Origin of the sequence: Sphingobium sp. BS19, assembly GCF_027925545.1 — a bacterium.
Lineage (GTDB): Bacteria > Pseudomonadota > Alphaproteobacteria > Sphingomonadales > Sphingomonadaceae > Sphingobium.
In genome coordinates, this window is record NZ_BSEF01000033.1 from 1 (window position 1) to 20,535 (window position 20,535).

General features: G+C 58.9%; 15 protein-coding genes and 2 pseudogenes. 4 read left to right on the forward strand and 13 right to left on the reverse strand.

Annotated elements, in window-relative coordinates:
• Positions 1-490: 490 nt before the first annotated feature.
• The 5 genes from QMG56_RS21385 to lnt form a co-directional block, all read right to left on the reverse strand.
• Positions 491-1,171 (reverse strand): tRNA (guanosine(46)-N(7))-methyltransferase TrmB, encoded by a 681-nt coding sequence (locus QMG56_RS21385; protein WP_281824768.1) that lies wholly within the window; start codon positions 1,169-1,171, stop codon positions 491-493.
• 45 nt (positions 1,172-1,216) lie between these two features.
• The gene (locus QMG56_RS21390) at positions 1,217-1,402 is read right to left on the reverse strand and encodes a hypothetical protein (protein WP_281824770.1); all 186 of its coding nucleotides are present in this window, start codon (positions 1,400-1,402) and stop codon (positions 1,217-1,219) included.
• Between the two features lie 138 nt (positions 1,403-1,540).
• Positions 1,541-2,416, reverse strand: coding sequence for a hypothetical protein (locus QMG56_RS21395; RefSeq protein ID WP_281824773.1), 876 nt, complete (start codon positions 2,414-2,416; stop codon positions 1,541-1,543).
• Between the two features lie 95 nt (positions 2,417-2,511).
• Positions 2,512-3,711 (reverse strand): methionine adenosyltransferase, encoded by a 1,200-nt coding sequence (metK, locus tag QMG56_RS21400; protein WP_281824775.1) that lies wholly within the window; start codon positions 3,709-3,711, stop codon positions 2,512-2,514.
• A gap of 45 nt (positions 3,712-3,756) precedes the next feature.
• The gene (gene lnt / locus QMG56_RS21405; protein ID WP_375713746.1) at positions 3,757-5,364 is read right to left on the reverse strand and encodes an apolipoprotein N-acyltransferase; all 1,608 of its coding nucleotides are present in this window, start codon (positions 5,362-5,364) and stop codon (positions 3,757-3,759) included.
• Positions 5,365-5,387: 23 nt separating this feature from the next.
• Here lnt and QMG56_RS21410 point away from each other — a divergent pair, with 23 nt between their 5' ends.
• A complete protein-coding gene (locus tag QMG56_RS21410) occupies positions 5,388-5,846 on the forward strand; it encodes a VOC family protein (RefSeq protein ID WP_281824777.1) in 459 nt (152 codons plus the stop codon).
• A 2-nt stretch (positions 5,847-5,848) separates the two neighbouring features.
• Here the strand turns inward: QMG56_RS21410 and QMG56_RS21415 are convergent, their stop codons facing one another.
• The 3 genes from QMG56_RS21415 to uvrA form a co-directional block, all read right to left on the reverse strand.
• Positions 5,849-6,484 (reverse strand): YqaA family protein, encoded by a 636-nt coding sequence (locus QMG56_RS21415; protein ID WP_230189417.1) that lies wholly within the window; start codon positions 6,482-6,484, stop codon positions 5,849-5,851.
• A 49-nt stretch (positions 6,485-6,533) separates the two neighbouring features.
• The gene (locus QMG56_RS21420) at positions 6,534-7,316 is read right to left on the reverse strand and encodes a transglutaminase family protein (protein ID WP_230189418.1); all 783 of its coding nucleotides are present in this window, start codon (positions 7,314-7,316) and stop codon (positions 6,534-6,536) included.
• A gap of 110 nt (positions 7,317-7,426) precedes the next feature.
• Positions 7,427-10,321, reverse strand: a complete 2,895-nt coding sequence (gene uvrA, locus QMG56_RS21425; protein ID WP_281824782.1) for an excinuclease ABC subunit UvrA — start codon at positions 10,319-10,321, stop codon at positions 7,427-7,429.
• 194 nt (positions 10,322-10,515) lie between these two features.
• Here uvrA and QMG56_RS21430 point away from each other — a divergent pair, with 194 nt between their 5' ends.
• On the forward strand, positions 10,516-11,823 hold the full coding sequence (locus QMG56_RS21430; RefSeq protein WP_281824784.1) for an amidohydrolase family protein: 1,308 nt from the start codon (positions 10,516-10,518) through the stop codon (positions 11,821-11,823).
• 603 nt (positions 11,824-12,426) lie between these two features.
• Positions 12,427-12,786 (forward strand): UrcA family protein, encoded by a 360-nt coding sequence (locus QMG56_RS21435; protein WP_281824786.1) that lies wholly within the window; start codon positions 12,427-12,429, stop codon positions 12,784-12,786.
• 72 nt (positions 12,787-12,858) lie between these two features.
• On the opposite strand, the pseudogene QMG56_RS21440 reads toward QMG56_RS21435, so the two are convergent.
• The 5 genes and pseudogenes from QMG56_RS21440 to QMG56_RS21460 form a co-directional block, all read right to left on the reverse strand.
• Positions 12,859-13,506 (reverse strand): annotated as a pseudogene (locus QMG56_RS21440) (glutathione S-transferase family protein).
• Between the two features lie 54 nt (positions 13,507-13,560).
• Complete coding sequence (locus tag QMG56_RS21445; protein WP_281824788.1) at positions 13,561-15,609, reverse strand: S9 family peptidase; 2,049 nt, start codon at positions 15,607-15,609, stop codon at positions 13,561-13,563.
• 76 nt (positions 15,610-15,685) lie between these two features.
• The gene (locus QMG56_RS21450; RefSeq protein ID WP_281824790.1) at positions 15,686-16,951 is read right to left on the reverse strand and encodes a hypothetical protein; all 1,266 of its coding nucleotides are present in this window, start codon (positions 16,949-16,951) and stop codon (positions 15,686-15,688) included.
• Positions 16,952-17,245: 294 nt separating this feature from the next.
• Positions 17,246-19,561 carry an ATP-dependent Clp protease ATP-binding subunit ClpA gene (clpA, locus tag QMG56_RS21455; RefSeq protein ID WP_230189425.1) on the reverse strand — a complete coding sequence of 772 codons (2,316 nt, stop codon included), beginning with the start codon at positions 19,559-19,561 and terminating at the stop codon, positions 17,246-17,248.
• Between the two features lie 167 nt (positions 19,562-19,728).
• On the reverse strand, positions 19,729-19,926 hold the full coding sequence (locus tag QMG56_RS21460; RefSeq protein WP_281824792.1) for a DUF1192 domain-containing protein: 198 nt from the start codon (positions 19,924-19,926) through the stop codon (positions 19,729-19,731).
• A gap of 115 nt (positions 19,927-20,041) precedes the next feature.
• Between QMG56_RS21460 and QMG56_RS21465 the strand changes: the two are divergent.
• Positions 20,042-20,389 (forward strand): annotated as a pseudogene (locus QMG56_RS21465) (alcohol dehydrogenase catalytic domain-containing protein); the annotation flags it as partial.
• Positions 20,390-20,535: the final 146 nt, after the last annotated feature.

Here is a 20,535-nt window from a genome sequence, read left to right on the forward strand (position 1 = left end):
CAGCGCGAAAGGATCAAACGGAAGACCATCGAACATCGCCGCTTGCTCCACCGCAAGATCGCCGCTTAATATCAACCCCAGGACGAGGCCCGCACTCCGCTAATTTACGCCGCGAGTTGTGCCAAATGTTCTGACGACGGACAAACTATACCCAGCCTCGCACAGTTGGTCTTTCCATCGAAAAGACCTTCTGATTGGCTTAAGTGATACGACCAACTCACTGCGTGTCTAGTTCATACAGGCCGTGTAAAATATTTATCGTAGTTATGTGAGTGCCGGATGCATGTCTATTAGATAGCATCCGGCTTAACAGTCTCCTGTCATCATACGGTGTAATGGGAAAGCCATTTTTCCCATTTTCGTAGTATGCTCAGGCTCTTACGCGGGCCAATATGCTGCTGATGGGAGGAGTCCAAACCCAAGGTGCAGTCAAACGATGGTTGAGGGTTCCGTTCTTAGCTGCCCGCCGCAACAATGCGCGCGCGTCGGTCTACTTCCGCCTATACCGGAAGTACCAGACTTCGTGGTCTTTCTTTCGGGCCTTCGCTTCGTATCGCGTCTCGGGCCATCCGCCGGGACGGACGAGGAAGTCTTGTGGTTCCTTCGCCAGCCATTCGAAATCGACCCGACCGTTCATGATCATAAGCGCCCAGCGCAGGTAGACAGGATGGTCGGTGCCGAAGCGAAACTCACCGCCGGGTTTCAGCTTGGCGGATATCATGTCCACCGGCCCCTTGTTCATCATCCGACGCTTTGCATGGCGTAGCTTGGGCCAGGGATCGGGGTGTAGCAGATAGACGAAGCTGAGGCTGCCATCGGGGATTCGTGACAGCACCTCAAGCGCATTGCCCATATGCAGACGGACATTGGGAAGGCTCTGGTCGCGAACATGCGCAAGCGCACCGACAACGCCATTCAGGAACGGCTCGCACCCGATGAACCCGTGGTCCGGCAGCATGTCTGCGCGATATGCCAGATGCTCGCCGGAGCCGAAGCCAATTTCGAAATGCAGGGGCCGGTCATATCCGAACAGGCCCTCAGCAGTAATCGGGCCATCTTCCGGCACGCTAATCGCAGGTAAAAGCTGTTCGACCAGATCGGATTGGCCGACGCGTAGCTTGTGGCCCGAGCGGCGACCGTACAGGCGATTGAGAGTAGTGGGATCTTTCATTGCGCGCGGACTAGCGGCGCAGGGCGGCGCTGCCAAGCCGTCAGATCATTTGCACTTGATGAATTTGCCCTTTGCGTCCTTGCACGGACCCTTCTTTACAGCAGCAGTCGGCTTGGGTGGGCACTTGATGAACTTACCCTTTGCATCCTTGCAGGGGGCAGCGAGGGCAGGGGTCGCACTGGTCACCACGAGTAGCGCGGCAAACAACGAAGCGGCGATGGCGTTACGCATGAATGGCACCCTCTGTGTGAATGCGGTGTCGGGTTCGATAACAGGGGGTAACCGAGACCCGACATCCATTTGATAAGCGCGATACCCTGTTATCCCTAGTGAACTTTTTGTCATGTTGGGGTGCGGTGGTCAACGCCACTATTTGCAAGGCTTGCCTTCATATTCGCGCCGATGAGAAACATAGGCTTTGCCGTTCCAGCGCGATACGGGAAAGCAGAATCCGGGGCCACCTATCTGGATGTCGGGCCATCCGTCGACGCCTTTGGTTTTCAGGAACTGCGGAATGCCATGGCTGCTGGTCATCAGTTTCCATGATCCGTCCGCTTGCTGGCTGACCAGCCAGAACCCAGTGCCGGTGTTGCCATAGCAATAAGTGCCGCCCTCTGTAACGACAGCTTCGGGGCGACCGTCTCCATTCAGGTCGCTGCGACTTTCGATCGTGCCGGGAGAATAAGAGAGCGTGTCGGGATCGTCGCAGTCGCTGCGCCATTGATTGCCGCGTTTGGTAAAGCCTGCCGCCCGGTAGATCGCAGCGTCACCGCCTGCGGCAACCGGAGTCTTCGACGGGGTTGCCGCTTTGAGGGGCTTCGGTACGGTATAGCCTGTGCCGTCATAGCGCAGGGGTTGCGCCTTTCCGTTGCTCGTCCATTGCAGATCGAACCAGCCGCCTGTCATCGTGCCGATGGTCTTGACGGTTCCGTTCTGGCCGATGAGCTGCCGCCATTTGCCGTCCGCGCCCTTCGCCGCGATGCTGAACCATGCGCGATCCGGCAAATAACATTGGCCGCGGTCGATGAAGAGCGCTTCGGGGCGCTTGTCTGCGTTCATGTCGACGAAGGTGATGGTCGGCTTGGCAGGCGCACCGCATGGGTCCGTCGGCTGGTTCTTAACGATAGGGAAGCCGCCTGCGGCATAAAGCTGCGCAGCTTCTGCTCGGCTGATCTGGGGCGTCTGTGCGAACGTTGGGCTCGCCATTGCCAGCGTGCCCAATGCAACGAGTCTTAGGTGTGACAAAGCGCGCCCTCCATGCTCATCTTCCGCCCGAATCGTTTCGGAATGGCGATGATAACATGGAAGACGCGCTTCGTGTCTGATCAGGATGCGCTGGTTTAGGCGAGGGCGGCTTTGAGCTTCTCGACCAGATCGGTCCTTTCCCACGGGAAGAGATCGCCCTCGGGCGTCCGCCCGAAGTGACCATAAGCAGCGGTCTTCAGGTAGATTGGCTTGTTCAGGCCCAGATGCGTGCGAATGCCGCGCGGGGTCAGGGTAAGCAAGGTCGGCAGCACCGCTTCGATCTTCGCTTCCTCTACCGTGCCCGTGCCATGCGTATCCACATAGAGCGACAGCGGCTCCGCAACGCCAATGGCGTAGCTCAGCTGAATGGTGCAGCGGCGAGCAAGACCTGCCGCAACGATGTTCTTCGCCATATAACGGCTGATATAGGCTGCCGAGCGATCGACCTTTGTGGGGTCCTTGCCGCTGAATGCGCCGCCGCCATGGGGAGATGCGCCGCCATAGGTGTCGACGATGATCTTGCGCCCGGTAAGACCAGCATCACCATCCGGGCCGCCGATTTCGAAGCAGCCAGTCGGGTTGACGTAAACATTCTTGTCCTCCGGCATCCAGCCTGCGGGCAGCACATCGGTCATCACGCCCTTGACGTATTCGCGCAACTTGGCGCGGCCTTCGTCATTGTCCATACCGGTCGCATGCTGGGTCGAGACCACGACGGCGGTCGCGCGAACGGGCACTTCGTTTTCGTACGCAAGAGTGACCTGGCTCTTGGCGTCGGGTTCAAGGAAGTCGACAGTCTTCGCGTGACGATCAGCGGCGAGGCGTTCCAGTATCTTGTGCGAGTAATATAGCGTTGCGGGCATCAGATCTGGCGTTTCGTCGGTCGCATAACCGAACATGATGCCCTGATCGCCTGCGCCTTCGTCCTTGTTGCCGGATGCGTCGACGCCCTGCGCAATGTGGGCGGATTGACCGTGCAGATTGTTTTCGAAGCGGAAGGTTTCCCAGTGGAACCCATCCTGCTCATAACCGATGCTCTTGACCGTGTTGCGAACGGTCTTTTCGATTTCCTCCAGCGCGCCCGGTGCCCATTCGCCGTTTTCGTATACGCCCTTGCAGCGGATTTCTCCGGCCAGCACGACGAGCTGCGTCGTGGTCAGCGTTTCGCAGGCGATGCGCGCTTCGGGGTCTTTCGAGAGGAACAAGTCGACGATGGAATCGCTGATCTGGTCAGCAACCTTATCGGGATGGCCTTCGCTGACGCTTTCGGACGTGAAGAGGAAATGATTACGCATAATGCTCCAGCCATAGGGATATAAACAAAACTTTATATAGACCCTTTAGTAGCTGGTGCGGCGCGTGGCAACTGCCAAGGCGACGAGCGCCAACGCAAGCAAAAGACAGGCCCAGTTACCGATGTACGAAAACAGGGTTCGTCCCCCGGCTTTGGGAAGAAGCGCATCGATATAGCCCGCCGTTTCATGTGGCAGGCTGTCGACGATGCGGCCCTGCGCGTCGACTACAGCCGAAATGCCGGTTGGGGTCGAGCGTAGCACCGGGATTGCCTCCTCGATGGCGCGGAGCCGCGCCTGTGCCAGATGCTGCGGCGGACCCCAGCTTCCGAACCAGGCGTCGTTCGACGGGTTGAAGATGAAATCGGGCCGGTTCGCTTCGTCCACCACATGCCCGGAGAAGATGATTTCATAGCAAATCTGAACGCCCATTTTTAAAGGAGGGCGGCCGTTGCCGGCGGGCAGGGGCAGACTGCGCGCGCCCGGACCGGGCCAGAAATCCGCGTCACCGGGGACCAAACGAGAGAGGCCTATAGGTTCCAGTATCTGTCGCAGGGGAAGATACTCGCCATACGGCACGAGGTGCGCTTTGTCGTACCGCCCGATCAGCCGCGCCTTGGGATCGACGATCCACAGGCTGTTGCGTGCACCGGCCAGCACGCGGCTGGTATAGCCGTCCTGCACCTTGTCCTTGAAATAGACCTTTTCTCCCCCGGTCAGCAGGAGATCGCTGGGACCGAGCAATGTTGCAAGACGCGCGCGCCATTCCGGCTCCATATCCAACCATGCCGGAATCGCCGCTTCAGGCCAGAAGACTAGGCGACCGCGCGTTCCGGGGACGCCGGACAAGGTCGAGAGTTTGGCGAAGTTGGTTGCCTCCATCTCGGGACTGTATTTCACATCCTGCCCGATATTCGGCTGCACAATGCGAATGCTAGGAGCCAGCACTTCGTATGTTTCCGGTGTCGTGTAGAAACTCCACAGCAATCCGATGCTCGCCGCGCCCGCCAGCGGCAATGCCATGGTCAGCGCCGATCCTATGCGCCGTCCTATCGCCAGATGCAGCGCTCCGGCTGCAACGATTGTCAGGCCGGAAAGGCCGTAGGTTCCGACCACCGTGGCGCTGTACGCCAGCGAGGTCGGCAACCAGATGACCCCAAGCGGATTCCACGCAAAGCCGGTAAACAACGTCGCGCGAAGATATTCGGTGACGATCCAGCTTGCCGCCAGCAACAGCGAAAGCGCGGCACTGACGCGCGGGGCGCGGCCATCGACCCGGCGCGCCGGAGGCAATCGCCGCGCCGCTTCCCATGCAATGAGGCTGGCCAACGCCGGATAGACCGCCAGGTACAGCGATAGCAGCAATACCGCCCCATAACCGAACCAGTGCGGCATGGCGTCCTGAAAGGTGAACGCATGCGCGATCCAGTTCAGGCCCAGCGTGAAATGCCCCGCGCCGAACATCCATCCGCGCGTGAAAACATCCCGCCGGGTCTCCGCCGCCTGAATAAGCAGGATCAGAACCGTGAGGCAGATAATCGTGACCGGCCAAAGCGAAAGCGGCGCAAATCCTGTTGCGGAAATAAGCCCCGCAAAAAAAGCTGTGGCCTTGGGGTTCGCGGCAAGGACGCGCGGCAGGGGATGACGTTGTGACACGGTTGCTGCTATTGCCTGCTTTGATGACAGTTTCAATCGTGGAGCAGCATAGCGTGGCGACATCGCCGATCCGCCCATTCCATCTGGCCTTTCCCGTCCACTGCCTTGCGGCTGCGCGAGCGTTTTATGGAGAGGTGCTCGGATGTGAAGAGGGCCGTAGTTCAGATCGCTGGATTGACTTCAATCTGTTCGGTCATCAGATCGTTGCGCATCTTGTGCCGGGGAGTGCCGGAGAAAAGCACCGCAATCCTGTCGACGGCCACGATGTTCCGGTGCCGCATTTCGGTGTGGTGTTGGAACGCGCCGACTGGGATGCTCTGGCCGAACGGTTGCGCGCCGCAGGCACCGTGTTCGGCATCGAGCCGCACGTGCGTTTTGCGGGGCAAGTCGGTGAGCAGGCCACAATGTTCTTTCGCGACCCCAGCGGCAATGCCCTGGAGTTTAAGAGTTTTGCCGACGATGCAATGATATTCGCGACTTAGAGTTAACCGGCTTGGACGGCGTTCGGTTGGCTGCATTTGTCGCTCTTGCCCGCGCCGCCGGTCAACATCGATGCCGCGATAAACCCACCGACGATGAGCACCAGGAACAAAGCGGAGAGCCAGCCAAGATACTTCTCGATGAAGGCCTTGATCGGTCGCCCGAATTTCCAGAACAGAAAGCCGACGAGCATGAACTGAAAGGCGCGCGAGACGATGCTGGCCCACAGGAACGTGAAGAGCGGCAGGCCGACGAAGCCCGCCGTGATGGTGATCAGCTTGAATGGAATGGGCGTTGCACCCTTTATCAGGATGATCTCCGCGCCATATTCGCGCAAATAACATTGCGCCGCAGGGAAGCTCTTGGCCAATCCGAGAGTGTCCAGCAGCGCGCTGCCGAACATGGCGAAAAAGAAATGGCCAATCGCGTAGCCCAGCATCCCACCCAGCACCGAGGCCAGCGTGCAGATGAAACCGTAGCGCAGCGCCTTTTCAGGCCGCGCTAGGCACATGAGGCCCAGCAAAGGATGCGGCGGAATGGGAAAGAAGCTCGATTCCATGAACGAAATGGCGAACAACCATCGTTCGGCATGGCGATGGGCGGCCTTGGCCAGCGTCCATTGATAGAGGCGATTGAGCATGCTGCGGTGCGGTAGCGGGTTTGCGCGTGCGCCGCTACCCCAATCGCGTTTAGTCGATGCGGGTCACGCTCACTGACTGGGAGTTCAACATCGCACTGCCGAAGGCTGTCATGAAAGCCACGTCGGTCGCGTCGCGCCCCACGGCCATCCGCACCATGCCTTCGATCGGGGCCAGACCCGTGGCGTCGACGATATGCCAGGCATCATCCAGCCACACTTCGACGACTGCGTGAAAATCCGGCGGATCGAGGCGCCAGGAATACACCGATGCGATCCGAGCCGGAATGTCATGGGCGCGAACGATCGCTGCGGTCAGATGCGCGAAATCCCGACACACGCCCTGCCGCGAAAGGAACGTGTCGGCAGCGGTGGTGGTCGCGTCCGAACTGCCAGAGACATAGCGGATATGGCTGCGCACCCATTCAACTGCCGCGTGCACGAAGTCGCCGCCGTCCAGTCCTTCGAACTCCTGATGCGCAAAGCTGAACAGGCGGTCCGCTTCGCAATAGCGGCTGGGCCACAGGAACGGCACGACTTCGGACGGAATTTTCGGCAATGGTGACGCGGATAAGCCAAGAACGGATTTATGGGGACGATCAACATCCATCGTGGCGCGATAATTTGCATGGAAAGCACCGCTTTCTGTGCGCGTCCATGTACGCCGCCCCACACGATTGCCGCCCGGAATGGTCGATAGCGGCCCCGCCCCGGTCACAACCATCTTGTCCTCGATGATCTTCTGGTCCGGCAAGTCCGCTGCTTCTATCGCCAGCAGCAAATCCGTAGGCTCTCGGAAATTATAGTGCAGGTCCGCTTCGATCTGAAGGCGCATGATAGTCTTTCATCGGAGGAGCAGCGTGAAGCATCGAGCAGGATGTTTGTTCCTTGCTAGCTGCTACCTGCGGCAATATCATGAATACAATCGGCGAACGCTGACATTTGTTATGTTTTGAGCATTGCCTTGAGATAATGTCCGGTAAAGCTGGCTTCAGTGGCGGCGACCTTTTCCGGGGTGCCTTCCGCGACCACCATGCCGCCCTTTACGCCGCCTTCCGGACCCATGTCGATGATCCAGTCGGCGGTCTTGATGACGTCCAGATTATGCTCGATCACGACCACGCTATTGCCTTGCTCAACCAGCGCATGCAGCACTTCAAGCAGCTTGCGCACATCCTCGAAATGCAGGCCGGTCGTGGGTTCGTCCAATATGTAGAGAGTATTGCCGGTCGCGCGGCGGGAAAGCTCTTTGGCGAGTTTCACCCGCTGCGCTTCGCCGCCTGACAATGTCGTCGCCTGCTGGCCGACCTTGACGTAGCCGAGGCCAACTTCGACCAGCATTGCCATCTTGTCGCGGATCGGCGGTACAGCCTTGAAGAATTCCACGGCGTCCTCGACCGTCATGTCCAGCACGTCGGCGATCGACTTGCCCTTGAACTTCACTTCCAGTGTTTCGCGGTTGTACCGCTGTCCATGGCACACGTCGCACGTGACATAGACGTCGGGCAGAAAGTGCATCTCGATCTTGATGAGCCCATCGCCCTGACAGGCTTCGCAACGTCCGCCCTTCACATTGAAGCTGAACCGCCCCGGCTTGTATCCGCGCGCTTGCGATTCGGGCAGGCCAGCGAACCAGTCGCGAATGTTGGTAAAGCTACCGGTATAGGTTGCGGGGTTGGACCGTGGCGTGCGTCCGATGGGCGACTGGTCGATGTCGATGACCTTGTCGCAATATTCCAGGCCCGTCACCTTGTCATGCGCACCCGCGATGATGCGCGCCCCGTTCAAGGCGCGGGCGGACGCGGCGTAGAGGGTGTCGATAGTGAAGCTCGATTTGCCCGAACCCGACACGCCCGTAACGCAGGTGAAGGTGCCGAGTGGGATAGACGCGGTAACGCCACGCAGATTATTGGCGCGCGCATTATGAACTGTTAATTTCTTGCCCGATCCCTTGCGCCGCTTCTTCGGCACTTCGATCTGGCGCGTACCGTTCAGATAATCGGCAGTCAGCGAATCCTTCGACTTGAGGATCTCGTCCAGAGTCCCGCGCGCGACGACCGTGCCGCCATGCACGCCCGCGCCCGGACCCATATCCAGAATATAGTCAGCCGTACGGATCGCATCCTCGTCGTGCTCGACTACGATCACAGTATTACCCAGATCGCGCAGGCGCTTGAGCGTGATGAGCAATCGGTCGTTATCGCGCTGGTGCAGGCCGATAGACGGCTCGTCCAGCACGTAAAGGACGCCCGACAGGCCAGAGCCGATCTGCGAGGCAAGGCGAATACGTTGCGATTCACCGCCTGACAAAGTGCCGCTGGTTCGATCAAGGTTGAGGTAATCCAGGCCAACATTGTTCAAAAAGCCCAGACGCTCGACGATTTCCTTCAGGATTGCCTTGGCGATCTGGTTCTGTTGATCGTTGAGATGCTGCGGCAGTTCGGTAAAGAAACCCAGCGCATCCACCACGCTACGGCGGGTGGGGATCGAGATGTCCTCGCCCGCTATCTTAACCGCTAGCGCTTCGGGTTTCAGACGCGCGCCATGGCAGGTCTCGCAAGGCTGCGCCGTTTGATATTTGGACAGTTCTTCGCGCATCCACGCGCTTTCTGTCTGGAGCATTCGGCGATTGAGGTTCCCGATGACACCCTCGAAAGCTTTCTTGACCTCATAAGACTTGCGTCCATCCTGAAAGCGCAGGGTAACTGCCTTGCCGCCGGTGCCGTGCAGGATGACGAGTTGCACTTCGCCGGGCAGATCTTTCCACGGCGTATCGAGCGAAAAGCCGAACTCTTTCGCAAGCGATCCCAGCACCTGCATATAATAAGGACTAGGCGGATTGGATTTCGCCCATGGAACGATCGCGCCTTTTTTCAGGCTCAGGTCTTCGTTCGGGACGACAAGCTGGCTGTCAAACAGCAGTTTTTCGCCCAAACCGTCGCATGCGGGGCAAGCGCCTTGCGGGGCGTTGAACGAAAACAGGCGCGGCTCGATCTCAGCAATGGTAAAGCCGCTGACCGGGCAGGCAAATTTCTCCGAGAACACGATACGGTTTGCGGGGATGCCGGTGTTCTTCATCTTGCCGGTCGTCTGGGTCTCATCTTCGCGACCCGGCACGTTCCCATCCGCCAGATCGACATAGGCCAGCCCCTCGGCCAGCTTCAGCGCTGTCTCGAAACTCTCAGCCAGCCGCGTCTGGATATCATCGCGCACCGCAATACGATCCACCACGACTTCGATGTCATGCTTAAGTTTCTTGTCGAGGGCAGGGGCATCCTCGATCTCGTACAGTTCGCCATCAATGCGGACGCGCGTAAACCCGGCCTTCTGCCACTCCGCCAGTTCCTTGCGATACTCCCCCTTGCGACCGCGCACGACGGGGGCAAGGAGGAAGAACCGCGTTCCTTCGGGCAACTGCATCACGCGGTCGACCATCTGGCTGACGGTTTGCGCGCTGATCGGCAGACCCGTGACCGGCGAATAGGGAACGCCCACACGCGCCCAGAGCAAACGCATGTAATCGTATATCTCCGTTACCGTGGCCACAGTGGAGCGGGGATTACGGCTCGTGGTCTTCTGCTCGATGCTGATCGCCGGGGACAGCCCGTCGATATGCTCGACATCGGGCTTCTGCATCATCTCCAGAAACTGTCGCGCATAAGCCGATAGGGACTCGACATAACGCCGCTGCCCCTCGGCATAGATAGTGTCGAAAGCGAGCGAGGACTTCCCCGATCCAGACAAGCCGGTGATGACGATCAGGCTGTCACGCGGCAGATCGACGTCCACGCCTTTGAGATTATGTTCGCGCGCTCCACGCACGGAGATATGAGTCAGCATGGGGCGCTTTGTTCCACATTTGTTCAGGTGAGGCAAGGGGGCGAACGGGACGGTCCGCGGCAGCAATATGGGGCGGCAGGGTAGCCGGGGCAAGGCCGGAAGACACCACTGCGAACACTTCTGTTGTTAACACTGGACGAGGAGCGCGTTTGGCAGGAATGTGCCTGTCAAACACGCGGCAAAAGGGTAAGGCCATGATGTATCAGTCAGGCAAAAAGTGGCAAAACCGGCTGACGATGCCTTTTGCGCTCATCGGCTTATTTCAACCAGCATACGCTTTCGCACGAGATACCTACATCCATGCCGGGCATATCATCGATGTGCTGGCTGGGACGGTTTTGACCGATCAGAGCATTCATGTGCGCGATGATCGCATCGTGGCAGTAGGGAAGTGGACAGAGCCACCTGCGGACGCGACTGTAATCGACTGGACGAAACGCACCGTACTTCCTGGGCTAATCGACTTGCACACGCATATTGCGGACACGGGTACTTCGGAAGATGTCGCTCTTCCGGTCAAGACGTCACCAGTCCAGACGGCCTTGCTGGGTGTGCGGAACGCGCGGCTGACATTGAAGGCGGGTTTCACCACCGTGCGTGATCTGGGCACATATCGCGGTCTAGTCGATGTCGCGGTGCGCGATGGGATCGAACAAGGATTGTTTCCGGGACCACGAATGGCCGTTGCCGGCGCATATATTACCATTCCCGGTGGGGGTGGCGAAATAACAGGTCTGCCCGTCGGAATGGCAGTGCCCCCCGACATGCGTCTGGGCGTAGCCCGCAATCCGGCCGAAGTGCAGCAGAAAGCCGAGGCGTTGTTTGCAAGCGGCATCGATCAACTCAAGGTGATCGGAACCGGCGCGGTGCTGGCCATCGGCACCGAGCCGGGAACCGAAGAAATGACCGTCGACGATATCGCCGCAGCGGTGGCTATCGCCAAGGCACATAACAGCTACGTCACCGTCCACGCCCACGGTGCTGCAGGGATCAAGACGGCCATCCGCGCCGGCGCACGCTCCATCGAACATGCAAGCCTGATCGATGACGAAGGGATCGCGCTGGCAAAGGCCAAAGGTGTGTGGCTCGTCATGGACGTCTATGACGGCGACTATATCGACAGCATCGGCACGCAGCAGGGCTGGCCCAAGGAGTATCTGCGTAAGAACCTGGAAACCACGCAGGCGCAGCGTGACGGCTTTGCAAAGGCAGTCAAAGCAGGCGTCAGAATCGGTTACGGCACAGATGCGGGCGTATATCCGCATGGCTGGAACGCCCGCCAGTTCGCTTATATGGTGCGCTTCGGGATGACGCCGATGCAGGCGATTCAAGCGGCGACAATCAGTGCCGCGCAACTGATGCAGCGCGAAAAGGACATCGGCTCAATTGCGCCAGGGCGCTTTGCAGACATCATTGCAGTCGATGGAAATCCGCTGAACAATATCCGGATCCTCGAAAATCCCCCGAAAGTGATGAAGGCTGGAGTAGTTGTCGAGCAATAATATGTCTCGATCTGACGCATCTGCGTAGCAATAAAGCTCTATCATCATCCCTGACAGATGTTATTTGTCGACTAGGAACCGTCGTTCGTCGACTGCAGTGTCGTTCGCCGACAGGGATGGTCCGCTATCGAAGCAACCGCCCAGCGTACACGGCGTTGCGATATGAATAGCCAAAGCGGATGGCGCTGCCCGTGCAGCCATCGCTTTGAGTTTTGAGAGATCCTGAAGTGCCCGACAGCATGAGCAGGATGCGCCCCCGGTCATCCCTTGCACCGGGGGCGTTTTTAGTTCTCTTCCCAAATCCGGCGCAGTTCCACATTTCCTTTACGGAAACCGCGATTAATGCGTTCGTCCGCTTCGACGAATGACCGTTGGTCGTTACGCATATGCTGTTTATCGACAGCGCCGCTGTCCGCCGATGCTACGGGATGCTGGTCGAACCGAGCGCGATCAATGTGCACGCCCGGCCTAGAAAGAAAGGGCAGGACGGATCGCAACGATCGCAACAAGGATCGACGGTTCCCCGCCCCGGAATGGCTCTGCCGCCCCCAAAACGGGCAGGACCACTCCAGGTCTAACCCACTGTTTCGAGGAGATTTTGCCATGTCCGTATTTTCCACCAAGACCAAGAGCTTCACTGCCGCATTGGCTGCCGCTGCCGGCCTCGTCGCTGGCACGCCAGCATTTGCAGAAACCTTCGTATCCAACGGTCGCAGCGTCGAAGTCCGTCACGGCGATCTGGACCTGAACAATGCTGAAGGCCGTCGCGCCCTAAACGCCCGCATCTACAAGGCTGCTACCAAAGTGTGTGCAACTGCTGACGCCCGTGAAATGATGGCATGCCGTGAGAAGACGCTGAACCACATCAAGCAGCCGATCAGCGCCGCCATCGCACGGGCCGAAACGAAGGCGCGCTATGCTGACGCGACGCCCGCTAGCGCAAGGGTCGTCGTCGGTAACTGAACGTGAGCGCCGCGATGACAAAAGCCCCCGGCGCGGATTGTGCCGGGGGCTTTTGCATATCGGTGTCCTGGCTCAGGATGGCGATGGTGTTTCGCTATTCGCCTGAGCCTCCGCAATGAGGGCACCGTCAATTGCCTTTGCCTTCAGATAAGCAGGACGCTGCGCGACACGCTCGGCATATTCAGCGAAGACCGGCCGGGTTGGAATTGAATTGAAGGCCAATCCCCAACCGATTTGCGATCCTACATAGACGTCGGCAGCGGTGAATCGATCGCCACATATCCACTGCTAGCCCGACAAGGCATATTCCAACCCGTCCATTGCCTGGTCGAACGTACCGTAGCCCATCATCATCGACTTATCTGCAGGCGTTTCCCACTGCATTGCCCGATTGGTGACGGCTGCTTCGATCGGGCCGGCAGCAAAGAATAACCAGCGATAATAGTCCGCGCGCTCATCGGCCTTGGGGGCCAAACCCGCGTCCGGAAATACTTCAGCCAGATAGGCGCAGATGGCCGCACATTCCGTTATGACTTTGCCATTGTGGACGATGGTCGGAACCTTGCCCATTGGATTGATCGCAAGATAATCTGGCGCCTTCATGGTCGTTCTGTAATCGAGCAGCACTTGCTCGTAAGGCGCAGCTACCTCTTCCAGCATCCACCGCGCGATTTGCCCGCGCGACATCGGGTTGGTGTAGAATGTAATCGTTTCGGTCATCGGCTTATCTCCCATAAACAATCGGAACATATCACGAACAAATGTTCGTGCCAATCAGGGTTTGCTGCGATATTTATCGAACCAGGCGAGTATAGCCGCTGCCTTTGCCGCCGACTGGGACGGTCGTGCAGTGAAGCCGCCGTGGCTGGCCCCCGGTACTTTCACCAGAGCCGTTGGCACGCCCTGAATTTGGAGCGCTGCATAATATTGCTCCGATTCGCTGACCGGCGTCCTGTAATCTTCGCTACCCACGACAACCAATGTCGGCGTCTTCACATTGCCGATGAGGCTGAGCGGCGAGCGTGACCAGTAGGACATGGGATCTTCCCAAGGCTTCTTTTCGAACCAGTAACGGGAAGTGAACAGCGTATTGTCCATCGTCAGCGCCTCGCTGATCCAGTTGATTACCGGCTTTTGCGTCGCCGCCGCCTTGAACCGATCGGTTTTGCCGACGATCCAGCTGGTCAGCACGCCGCCGCCCGATCCGCCGGTAACGAACAGATTGTCGGGATCGACCACGCCCAATGCAATCGCCGCATCGACCGCCGCCATCAGGTCGCCATAATCGTCACCGGGATATTTGTGGTGGATCAACTGTGCAAATTCTTCACCGTAGGACGTCGATCCGCGCGGGTTGGTGTATAGCACCGCATAGCCCGATGCCGCATAAAGCTGGTCATCGGTCGAGAAGGACGGGCCATAGGCCGACGCCGGCCCACCGTGAATTTCAAGAATCATCGGAACCCGCGTTCCCGGCTGATAGCCCGGCGGCGTGACGAGCCATGCGGGAACCGTACGGCCATCTGAAGCTTTCACGCCCAGTTCCCGAACCTGCCCCAGCGATTTGGTGGCCAGCAGATTATCGTTCAGCCGAGTCAATTGTCGCACCTTGCCACCCTGCGCGACGGAAATATCTGCGGGGCGATAATAGGTGCCGCTGGTGAAGGCCACTATGCCACCCTTTGAAACGGAAAAGTCGCCACCGCTGTAGGGGCGATCCAATCCCGCGCCCGCGAGGCTTGTAGCGATTTGTGTTACACGTCCGTCCAGAGTGATCCGCGCGACGCGGTTGACACCTTCCTGATCGTAGAGCGCATAGAGGCTTTTGCCGTCGGCAGACCATTCGATCTTGTCGATGCTGCGGTCGAGATTGGCGGTGATCGTCCGCGCTCCGCTGCCGTCGCGGTTCATGATAGACAGGCGCGTGTTTTGATAGGCGAGGCGTTTGTCGTCGAATCCAAGATAAGCGACTTGTCGCCCGTCCGGGGAAATGACCGGGCTGTTATCAGGTCCGACGCGCGTCGTAAGCGGCGTGATTGCGCCAGAGGCGGTGTCGAGCGCATAGATTTCGCTATCGAACACCTGCTGCTGCCAATCGGGTTTGCGCACCGATGTGAACAGGATGCTAGCGCCGTCGGGCGTCCACGCGAGCGGGCCGCCGTCATTATAGTCGCCGAAACTGAGCTGACGCGGTGCGCCGCCATCGGCGGGCACGACGAAGATATGACTGTATCCCGGCGTAACATACCCTCCGCCGTCGTTGCGATAATCCACACGGTCGATGATTTCGAGCGGCGGTGCCCATTGCGCACCTTCCGGCTTTTCGGGCGCCTTGCCCAGCTTCAAGCCTTCGCCCGGCACGTTCATTGTATACGCGATCTGCTTGCCATCGGGGGACCATGCAATGTCCTGTGGCGCGTCCGGCAAGCCCGTCACGCGGGCGGTGGCATGGTTTGTCATCCAGTGCACGAACAGTTGCGGCTTCTCGCCCGGTTCGCTGGCAATATAGGCGATGCGCTGGCCATCTGGCGACCAGCGGGGCTGGCTCGCATTGCCGGACGACCCGGCTGCGATGGGAGTCTGCTTGCCCGTCCCGACATCGATCAGCCAGATGCTGCTGCGAGCGCGATCGGTCATTATATCGCCAGACTTGCGCACATAAGCGATGGTCTTGCCATCCGGGCTAATCTGCGGATCAGTCGCGACTTCCAGCGCGAAGAGGTCGCGACCTTGTAGCACAGGGCTTGGTACGTCTTCGGGCGCGGCCATCACAGGCATTGACGCAGTGAGAAGCAGCAGGGAAATCAAAGATTTGCGGATCATGGTATCGCCTTCACCAGAAACGGGGAGGGCGACACCATGATGCTTTTTCATGTCCGCGCAAGGGGGGATGACAGCCTCAGCAGCCTACGCCTGCGGCACCGGCCAGCATCCCCCCCAGACCGCCCCGGCATTTCTTCTTCGGCTTTTCGGATTGGCCCGCCGTGCTGCTGTCTTCTCCGCGCATCATGCCACCCATATTGGGGCCATTGATAAACCACATGCTGTTGGATCGATAGCGGACGCGCGCCGTCCATTCCGGCTTCCACGCGGCCTTTGGATTGTCCGGGCGGGGTGGATAGGCGAAATTGGCTTCCGGCCCATAGGCATAAAGATTACCCATCATGAACTGGCTGGCTGCCTGTTTCACTTCGGCAGGCATGATACAACTTGTCTGGCTGGGCGGCAGGACGACCTTTTGCGCAATCAGGCGATTCACCGTCGCGGGTGCAATCCAATCCCACAGCGCGCCGCCGAAATTCTGCGTGGTGGAGGACGACCACCACACCATGTCGTTGGCCTGTCCGTCCGGTCCGGGATTGAAGCCCATCGTCCAAGCGTAATAGCCCGTCGCATTGGCTACGCTGTTCCAGTTGAGCATCGTCGCGCCGCCGGCCATGTCGGAGGCTTTGCCGGTGATGGCGGGGAGGAAATCCTGCGCGAGGCTGAACTTGATCTCCGGCGAATAATTGCCCGCGATGCGATGCTCGCCGATCAGGGAGCTATCGGCTGACACCGTCTTGCGATCCTTGCCATTGGGCCATTCGCCATAGGTCTTGCTGTTGGCCAGACTTATCGCCCAGTCGGCCGGAATGTTCACGCCCGACGTAAACAAACCCGGCGGCACTTGTCCGGCGGCGACCTTGGCGAAGTCGATAACGACCGGCTGGTTCTTGGGTGCGTGTGGGCCGCACCCCCAGAAAATGAGCAAGCGGCCTTTAGGCTTCTGGAAGTCTTTGGGCATTTGCTTACCGTCTTCGCGGGGCGTGGCGGTGCCGGGTGTGGGTGTATAGAGCGGCACCGACTTGCCGAGCTTTGCGCCCGTCGGCATAAAATGGTCGGCCTTGGGTGCACCCGGTGTTGCCGCACGAGTGGACCCAAGCCGCAGGTCGAGCGTGTGGATCATCTTGTTCCCGCCGCCGCCGAACACCATCGAAAGACCCGCACCCATCCCGCTACCCATGGCAGCGATACCCGACGTCGTGCTGGCATCGATCGTGTAGCGCGCGATTGGTGCGACACCCTGTTGCGTAACCCCCGGAGTGGCGAGGAGGGCGACCAGAGCGGCGGCTGTCGAAAGACGGCCTATACGGTTTAAGATTCGGCGCGAGAGAATAGGCATCATCACATTCCCCTGTTGGAAACGACTACAATGCGACCGCTTTTCTTGTGCCGGTCACATAGCATGGATGCGTCATGAACATATCAGGGAATTTGCGTTGTGATGCGGATCACGGGGGAGTTTACTGCTTCGAAATCCTGAACGTGTTTTGGGATCCGTTATGCCTCAGGCGCTGCGCCGAGAGAATAAACCGATCCTCAAGCACGTTCAGGAGAACGGATGGGTTGAATGCTGCATTAGCTCCAACGAAAAAGGGCGACCCGCAGGCCGCCCTTTTCTCATCCGATATGTGTGGGCTTATTTCGCCTTCACAGTTGCTTTTGGTTTGCCACCTTTCTTGCCCTTTTTGGGGGCCGCCGCGGTGATTTCGAAGGCCAGAGCGTCGTCCTTCAACCGGACATGCACTTCGCCACCGTGCACCAGCTTGCCGAACAATAGCTCTTCGGCGAGCGGCTGCTTGATCTTTTCCTGCATCAGGCGGCCCATGGGGCGCGCGCCGTACAGCTTGTCATAACCGCGCTTGGTCAACCATTCCTTCGCATCGTCGTCCAGCGTGATGTGCACGTCTCGGTCGGCCAGTTGCAGTTCGAGCTGCAGAACGAACTTGTCGACCACGCGGGCAACGACTTCGGTCGGCAAATAGGCGAACGGTACGATGGCATCCAGACGGTTGCGGAATTCCGGCGTGAACAGCTTCTTCACGGCCTCCTCACCAACATCGTCGCGCGTCAGGGTGCCAAAGCCGATGCCTTCCTTCTCCATATCCGACGCACCGGCGTTGGTGGTCATGATGAGGATGACGTTGCGGAAATCCACCGTCTTGCCGTGATGGTCGGTCAGGCGACCGTTATCCATGACCTGCAACAAGATGTTGAACAGGTCCGGATGCGCCTTTTCGATTTCGTCGAGCAGCAGCACACAATGCGGCTGCTGGTCGATAGCGTCCGTCAGCAACCCGCCCTGATCGTAACCGACATAGCCCGGAGGCGCACCGATCAGGCGACTGACCGAATGCCGTTCCATATATTCCGACATGTCGAAACGCTGGAGCGGAATACCGAGCAAAGTGGCAAGCTGCCGAGCGACTTCGGTCTTGCCGACGCCCGTGGGGCCGGAGAACAGATAGTTGCCGATTGGCTTGTCCGGATCGCGCAAGCCCGCACGGCTCAGCTTGATCGCCGATGACAGCACTTCGATGGCCTTGTCCTGACCGAAGACGACGCGCTTCAAGTCGGTCGAAAGCGTTTCCAGCACACTCTTGTCATCCGAAGACACCGTCTTGGGCGGGATGCGTGCCATCGTAGCGATGACTTGCTCGATCTCCTTGGGCGTGATCGTCTTCTTCCGCTTCGACGGAATCACCAGCATCTGCATGGCGCCCACTTCATCGATCACGTCGATCGCCTTGTCCGGCAATTTGCGGTCGTTGATATAGCGCGCCGACAACTCGACAGCGGCCTTGATCGCGTCAGGCGTATACTTGACGTGGTGATGCTCCTCGAACGCGCTGCGCAGACCAGCGAGGATCTTGATCGTATCCTCGACGGTCGGCTCATTCACGTCGATCTTCTGGAACCGGCGCAGCAAGGCGCGGTCCTTTTCGAAGTGGTTGCGGAATTCCTTGTAGGTGGTCGATCCGATGCAACGGATCGTGCCGCCCGAGAGCGCTGGCTTCAGCAGGTTCGACGCATCCATCGCCCCGCCGCTAGTCGCGCCAGCACCGATGACGGTGTGGATTTCGTCGATGAACAGCACCGCGTGCGGCATCTTTTCCAACTCGTTGACAACCGCTTTCAGGCGCTCCTCAAAGTCGCCGCGATAGCGGGTGCCAGCCAGCAACGCTCCCATGTCGAGAGAATAGATAACCGCTTCGAGCAGAACCTCGGGTACGTCCTTTTCAACGATTTTCCGCGCCAGACCTTCCGCAATCGCGGTTTTGCCGACACCAGGATCGCCTACATAGAGCGGATTATTCTTGGACCGGCGACAGAGAATCTGGACGGTACGGTCGACTTCCGGACCACGGCCGATCAATGGATCGACCTTTCCGTTCATCGCCTTTTCGTTCAGATTCACCGTAAACTGGTCGAGGGCGCTTTCTTTCTTGCCCTTGCTGTCCTGCTTCTTGTCGTCTTCCACGGCGCCTTTGACCTCTCGCGGTTCAGGCGCGGCGTTGCCTTTGCCGACACCATGACTAAGGAAGCTGACCGCATCTAGGCGGCTCATGTCCTGCTGCTGCAGGAAGTAGACGGCATAACTCTCACGCTCAGAGAACAACGCCACCAGGACATTGGCGCCGGTAACTTCGTCCTTGCCGGACGACTGCACATGCAGGATCGCGCGTTGAACCACCCGCTGAAAACCGCTGGTAGGGGAGGGGTCGGTAGCGCCTTCCACCTTCAGGCTGTCGAGTTCGGTATCGAGATACTGGGTCACTGCATCGCCCAGTTCGCCGATGTCCACGCCGCAAGCCTGCATGACCTTGGACGCATGTTCATCGTCTATCAGCGCCAGCAACAAATGTTCCAGCGTCGCATATTCATGGCGACGTTCGGACGCATGGGTGAGCGCATTGTGCAGCGTGGTTTCGAGCGCAGCGGCGAAGGAAGGCATTTGACGTTACTCCTGTGCCCAAAGGACGGGCGTGTCTGACCCTATGTCGGCATCCATAGTACCCCGATCAAGGGATACGATTTCCTCCGCGCAATCATTGTTTTGCATAAAGGCTGGCTGCGTAACTTCACTATAGTGCCTAAGAAGGCGGCCAGGCCGATTTGCGATCATTTTTTGAATAACGCCTCGGCGCTTGCCTTATGGTTAACGGCATAGTCACGTCGCTTCAGCGTCCGTGCTATTTCCAGTTGCAGCGTCTCAATGCGTGCATCCAGTTCGGCCACCGAAAATGGGTCGAGATCCTGCCGCGTCAGCGCGGCCAGAATATCATCGGCCTTTTTGGGCTGATATTCGTCCATGTCCATCTAGTGAATGTTGACCCGAATTCATTGTCTGTCAATAAGAGTGCTGGGCCGCTCATCGCGTTTTATTTTGCGGTGCAGCAATTCGCCGGGGAATAGCACAAGCATGGCAACCACGATGGCGGGCATAAATCAAATTCCCAAGGAAATGACTGCTATCGGGATTCCGCAGTCCGGCGGTCCCGATGCGCTGGTGCTCGAACGGCGCCCGGTTCCTGTTCCCGGCGAAGGCGAAGTGCTGATCCGGGTTGCGGCGGCTGGCGTCAATCGACCTGATGTGTTGCAACGTATGGGTAAATATCCTCCGCCGCCTGGCGCATCCGACATTCCGGGCCTTGAAATATCCGGCATCATCGTTGCTGCCGGATCGGAAGGCGATGCCGCGATGGTGGGACAGGCTGTGTGCGCGCTGATCGCGGGGGGTGGATATGCCGAATATGCTGTCGCGCCGACCGTGCAGTGCCTAGCCCGTCTTATTCATGAGACCGCCGCTCCGAGGTTTTGTGGGCTGGGTTCGTTGTTGACGGCGTAGTCTGGACGAGCGCCTCCGCTGGTGATTTTCACCACGACGGGAGCAAGGGGCTTTTTGAGGTTGGAGGACGAAGGTTCGGG

Excerpts from the sequence above, each read along its gene's own strand:
- QMG56_RS21385 (WP_281824768.1), bottom strand. The coding sequence starts at position 1,171 with ATGAAAGATCCCACTACTCTCAATCGCCTGTACGGTCGCCGCTCGGGC.
- QMG56_RS21390 (WP_281824770.1), bottom strand. The coding sequence starts at position 1,402 with ATGCGTAACGCCATCGCCGCTTCGTTGTTTGCCGCGCTACTCGTGGTG.
- metK (WP_281824775.1), bottom strand. The coding sequence starts at position 3,711 with ATGCGTAATCATTTCCTCTTCACGTCCGAAAGCGTCAGCGAAGGCCAT.
- QMG56_RS21410 (WP_281824777.1), top strand. The coding sequence starts at position 5,388 with ATGACAGTTTCAATCGTGGAGCAGCATAGCGTGGCGACATCGCCGATC.
- QMG56_RS21415 (WP_230189417.1), bottom strand. The coding sequence starts at position 6,484 with ATGCTCAATCGCCTCTATCAATGGACGCTGGCCAAGGCCGCCCATCGC.
- QMG56_RS21420 (WP_230189418.1), bottom strand. The coding sequence starts at position 7,316 with ATGCGCCTTCAGATCGAAGCGGACCTGCACTATAATTTCCGAGAGCCT.
- uvrA (WP_281824782.1), bottom strand. The coding sequence starts at position 10,321 with ATGCTGACTCATATCTCCGTGCGTGGAGCGCGCGAACATAATCTCAAA.
- QMG56_RS21430 (WP_281824784.1), top strand. The coding sequence starts at position 10,516 with ATGATGTATCAGTCAGGCAAAAAGTGGCAAAACCGGCTGACGATGCCT.
- QMG56_RS21435 (WP_281824786.1), top strand. The coding sequence starts at position 12,427 with ATGTCCGTATTTTCCACCAAGACCAAGAGCTTCACTGCCGCATTGGCT.
- QMG56_RS21445 (WP_281824788.1), bottom strand. The coding sequence starts at position 15,609 with ATGATCCGCAAATCTTTGATTTCCCTGCTGCTTCTCACTGCGTCAATG.
- QMG56_RS21450 (WP_281824790.1), bottom strand. The coding sequence starts at position 16,951 with ATGATGCCTATTCTCTCGCGCCGAATCTTAAACCGTATAGGCCGTCTT.
- clpA (WP_230189425.1), bottom strand. The coding sequence starts at position 19,561 with ATGCCTTCCTTCGCCGCTGCGCTCGAAACCACGCTGCACAATGCGCTC.
- QMG56_RS21460 (WP_281824792.1), bottom strand. The coding sequence starts at position 19,926 with ATGGACATGGACGAATATCAGCCCAAAAAGGCCGATGATATTCTGGCC.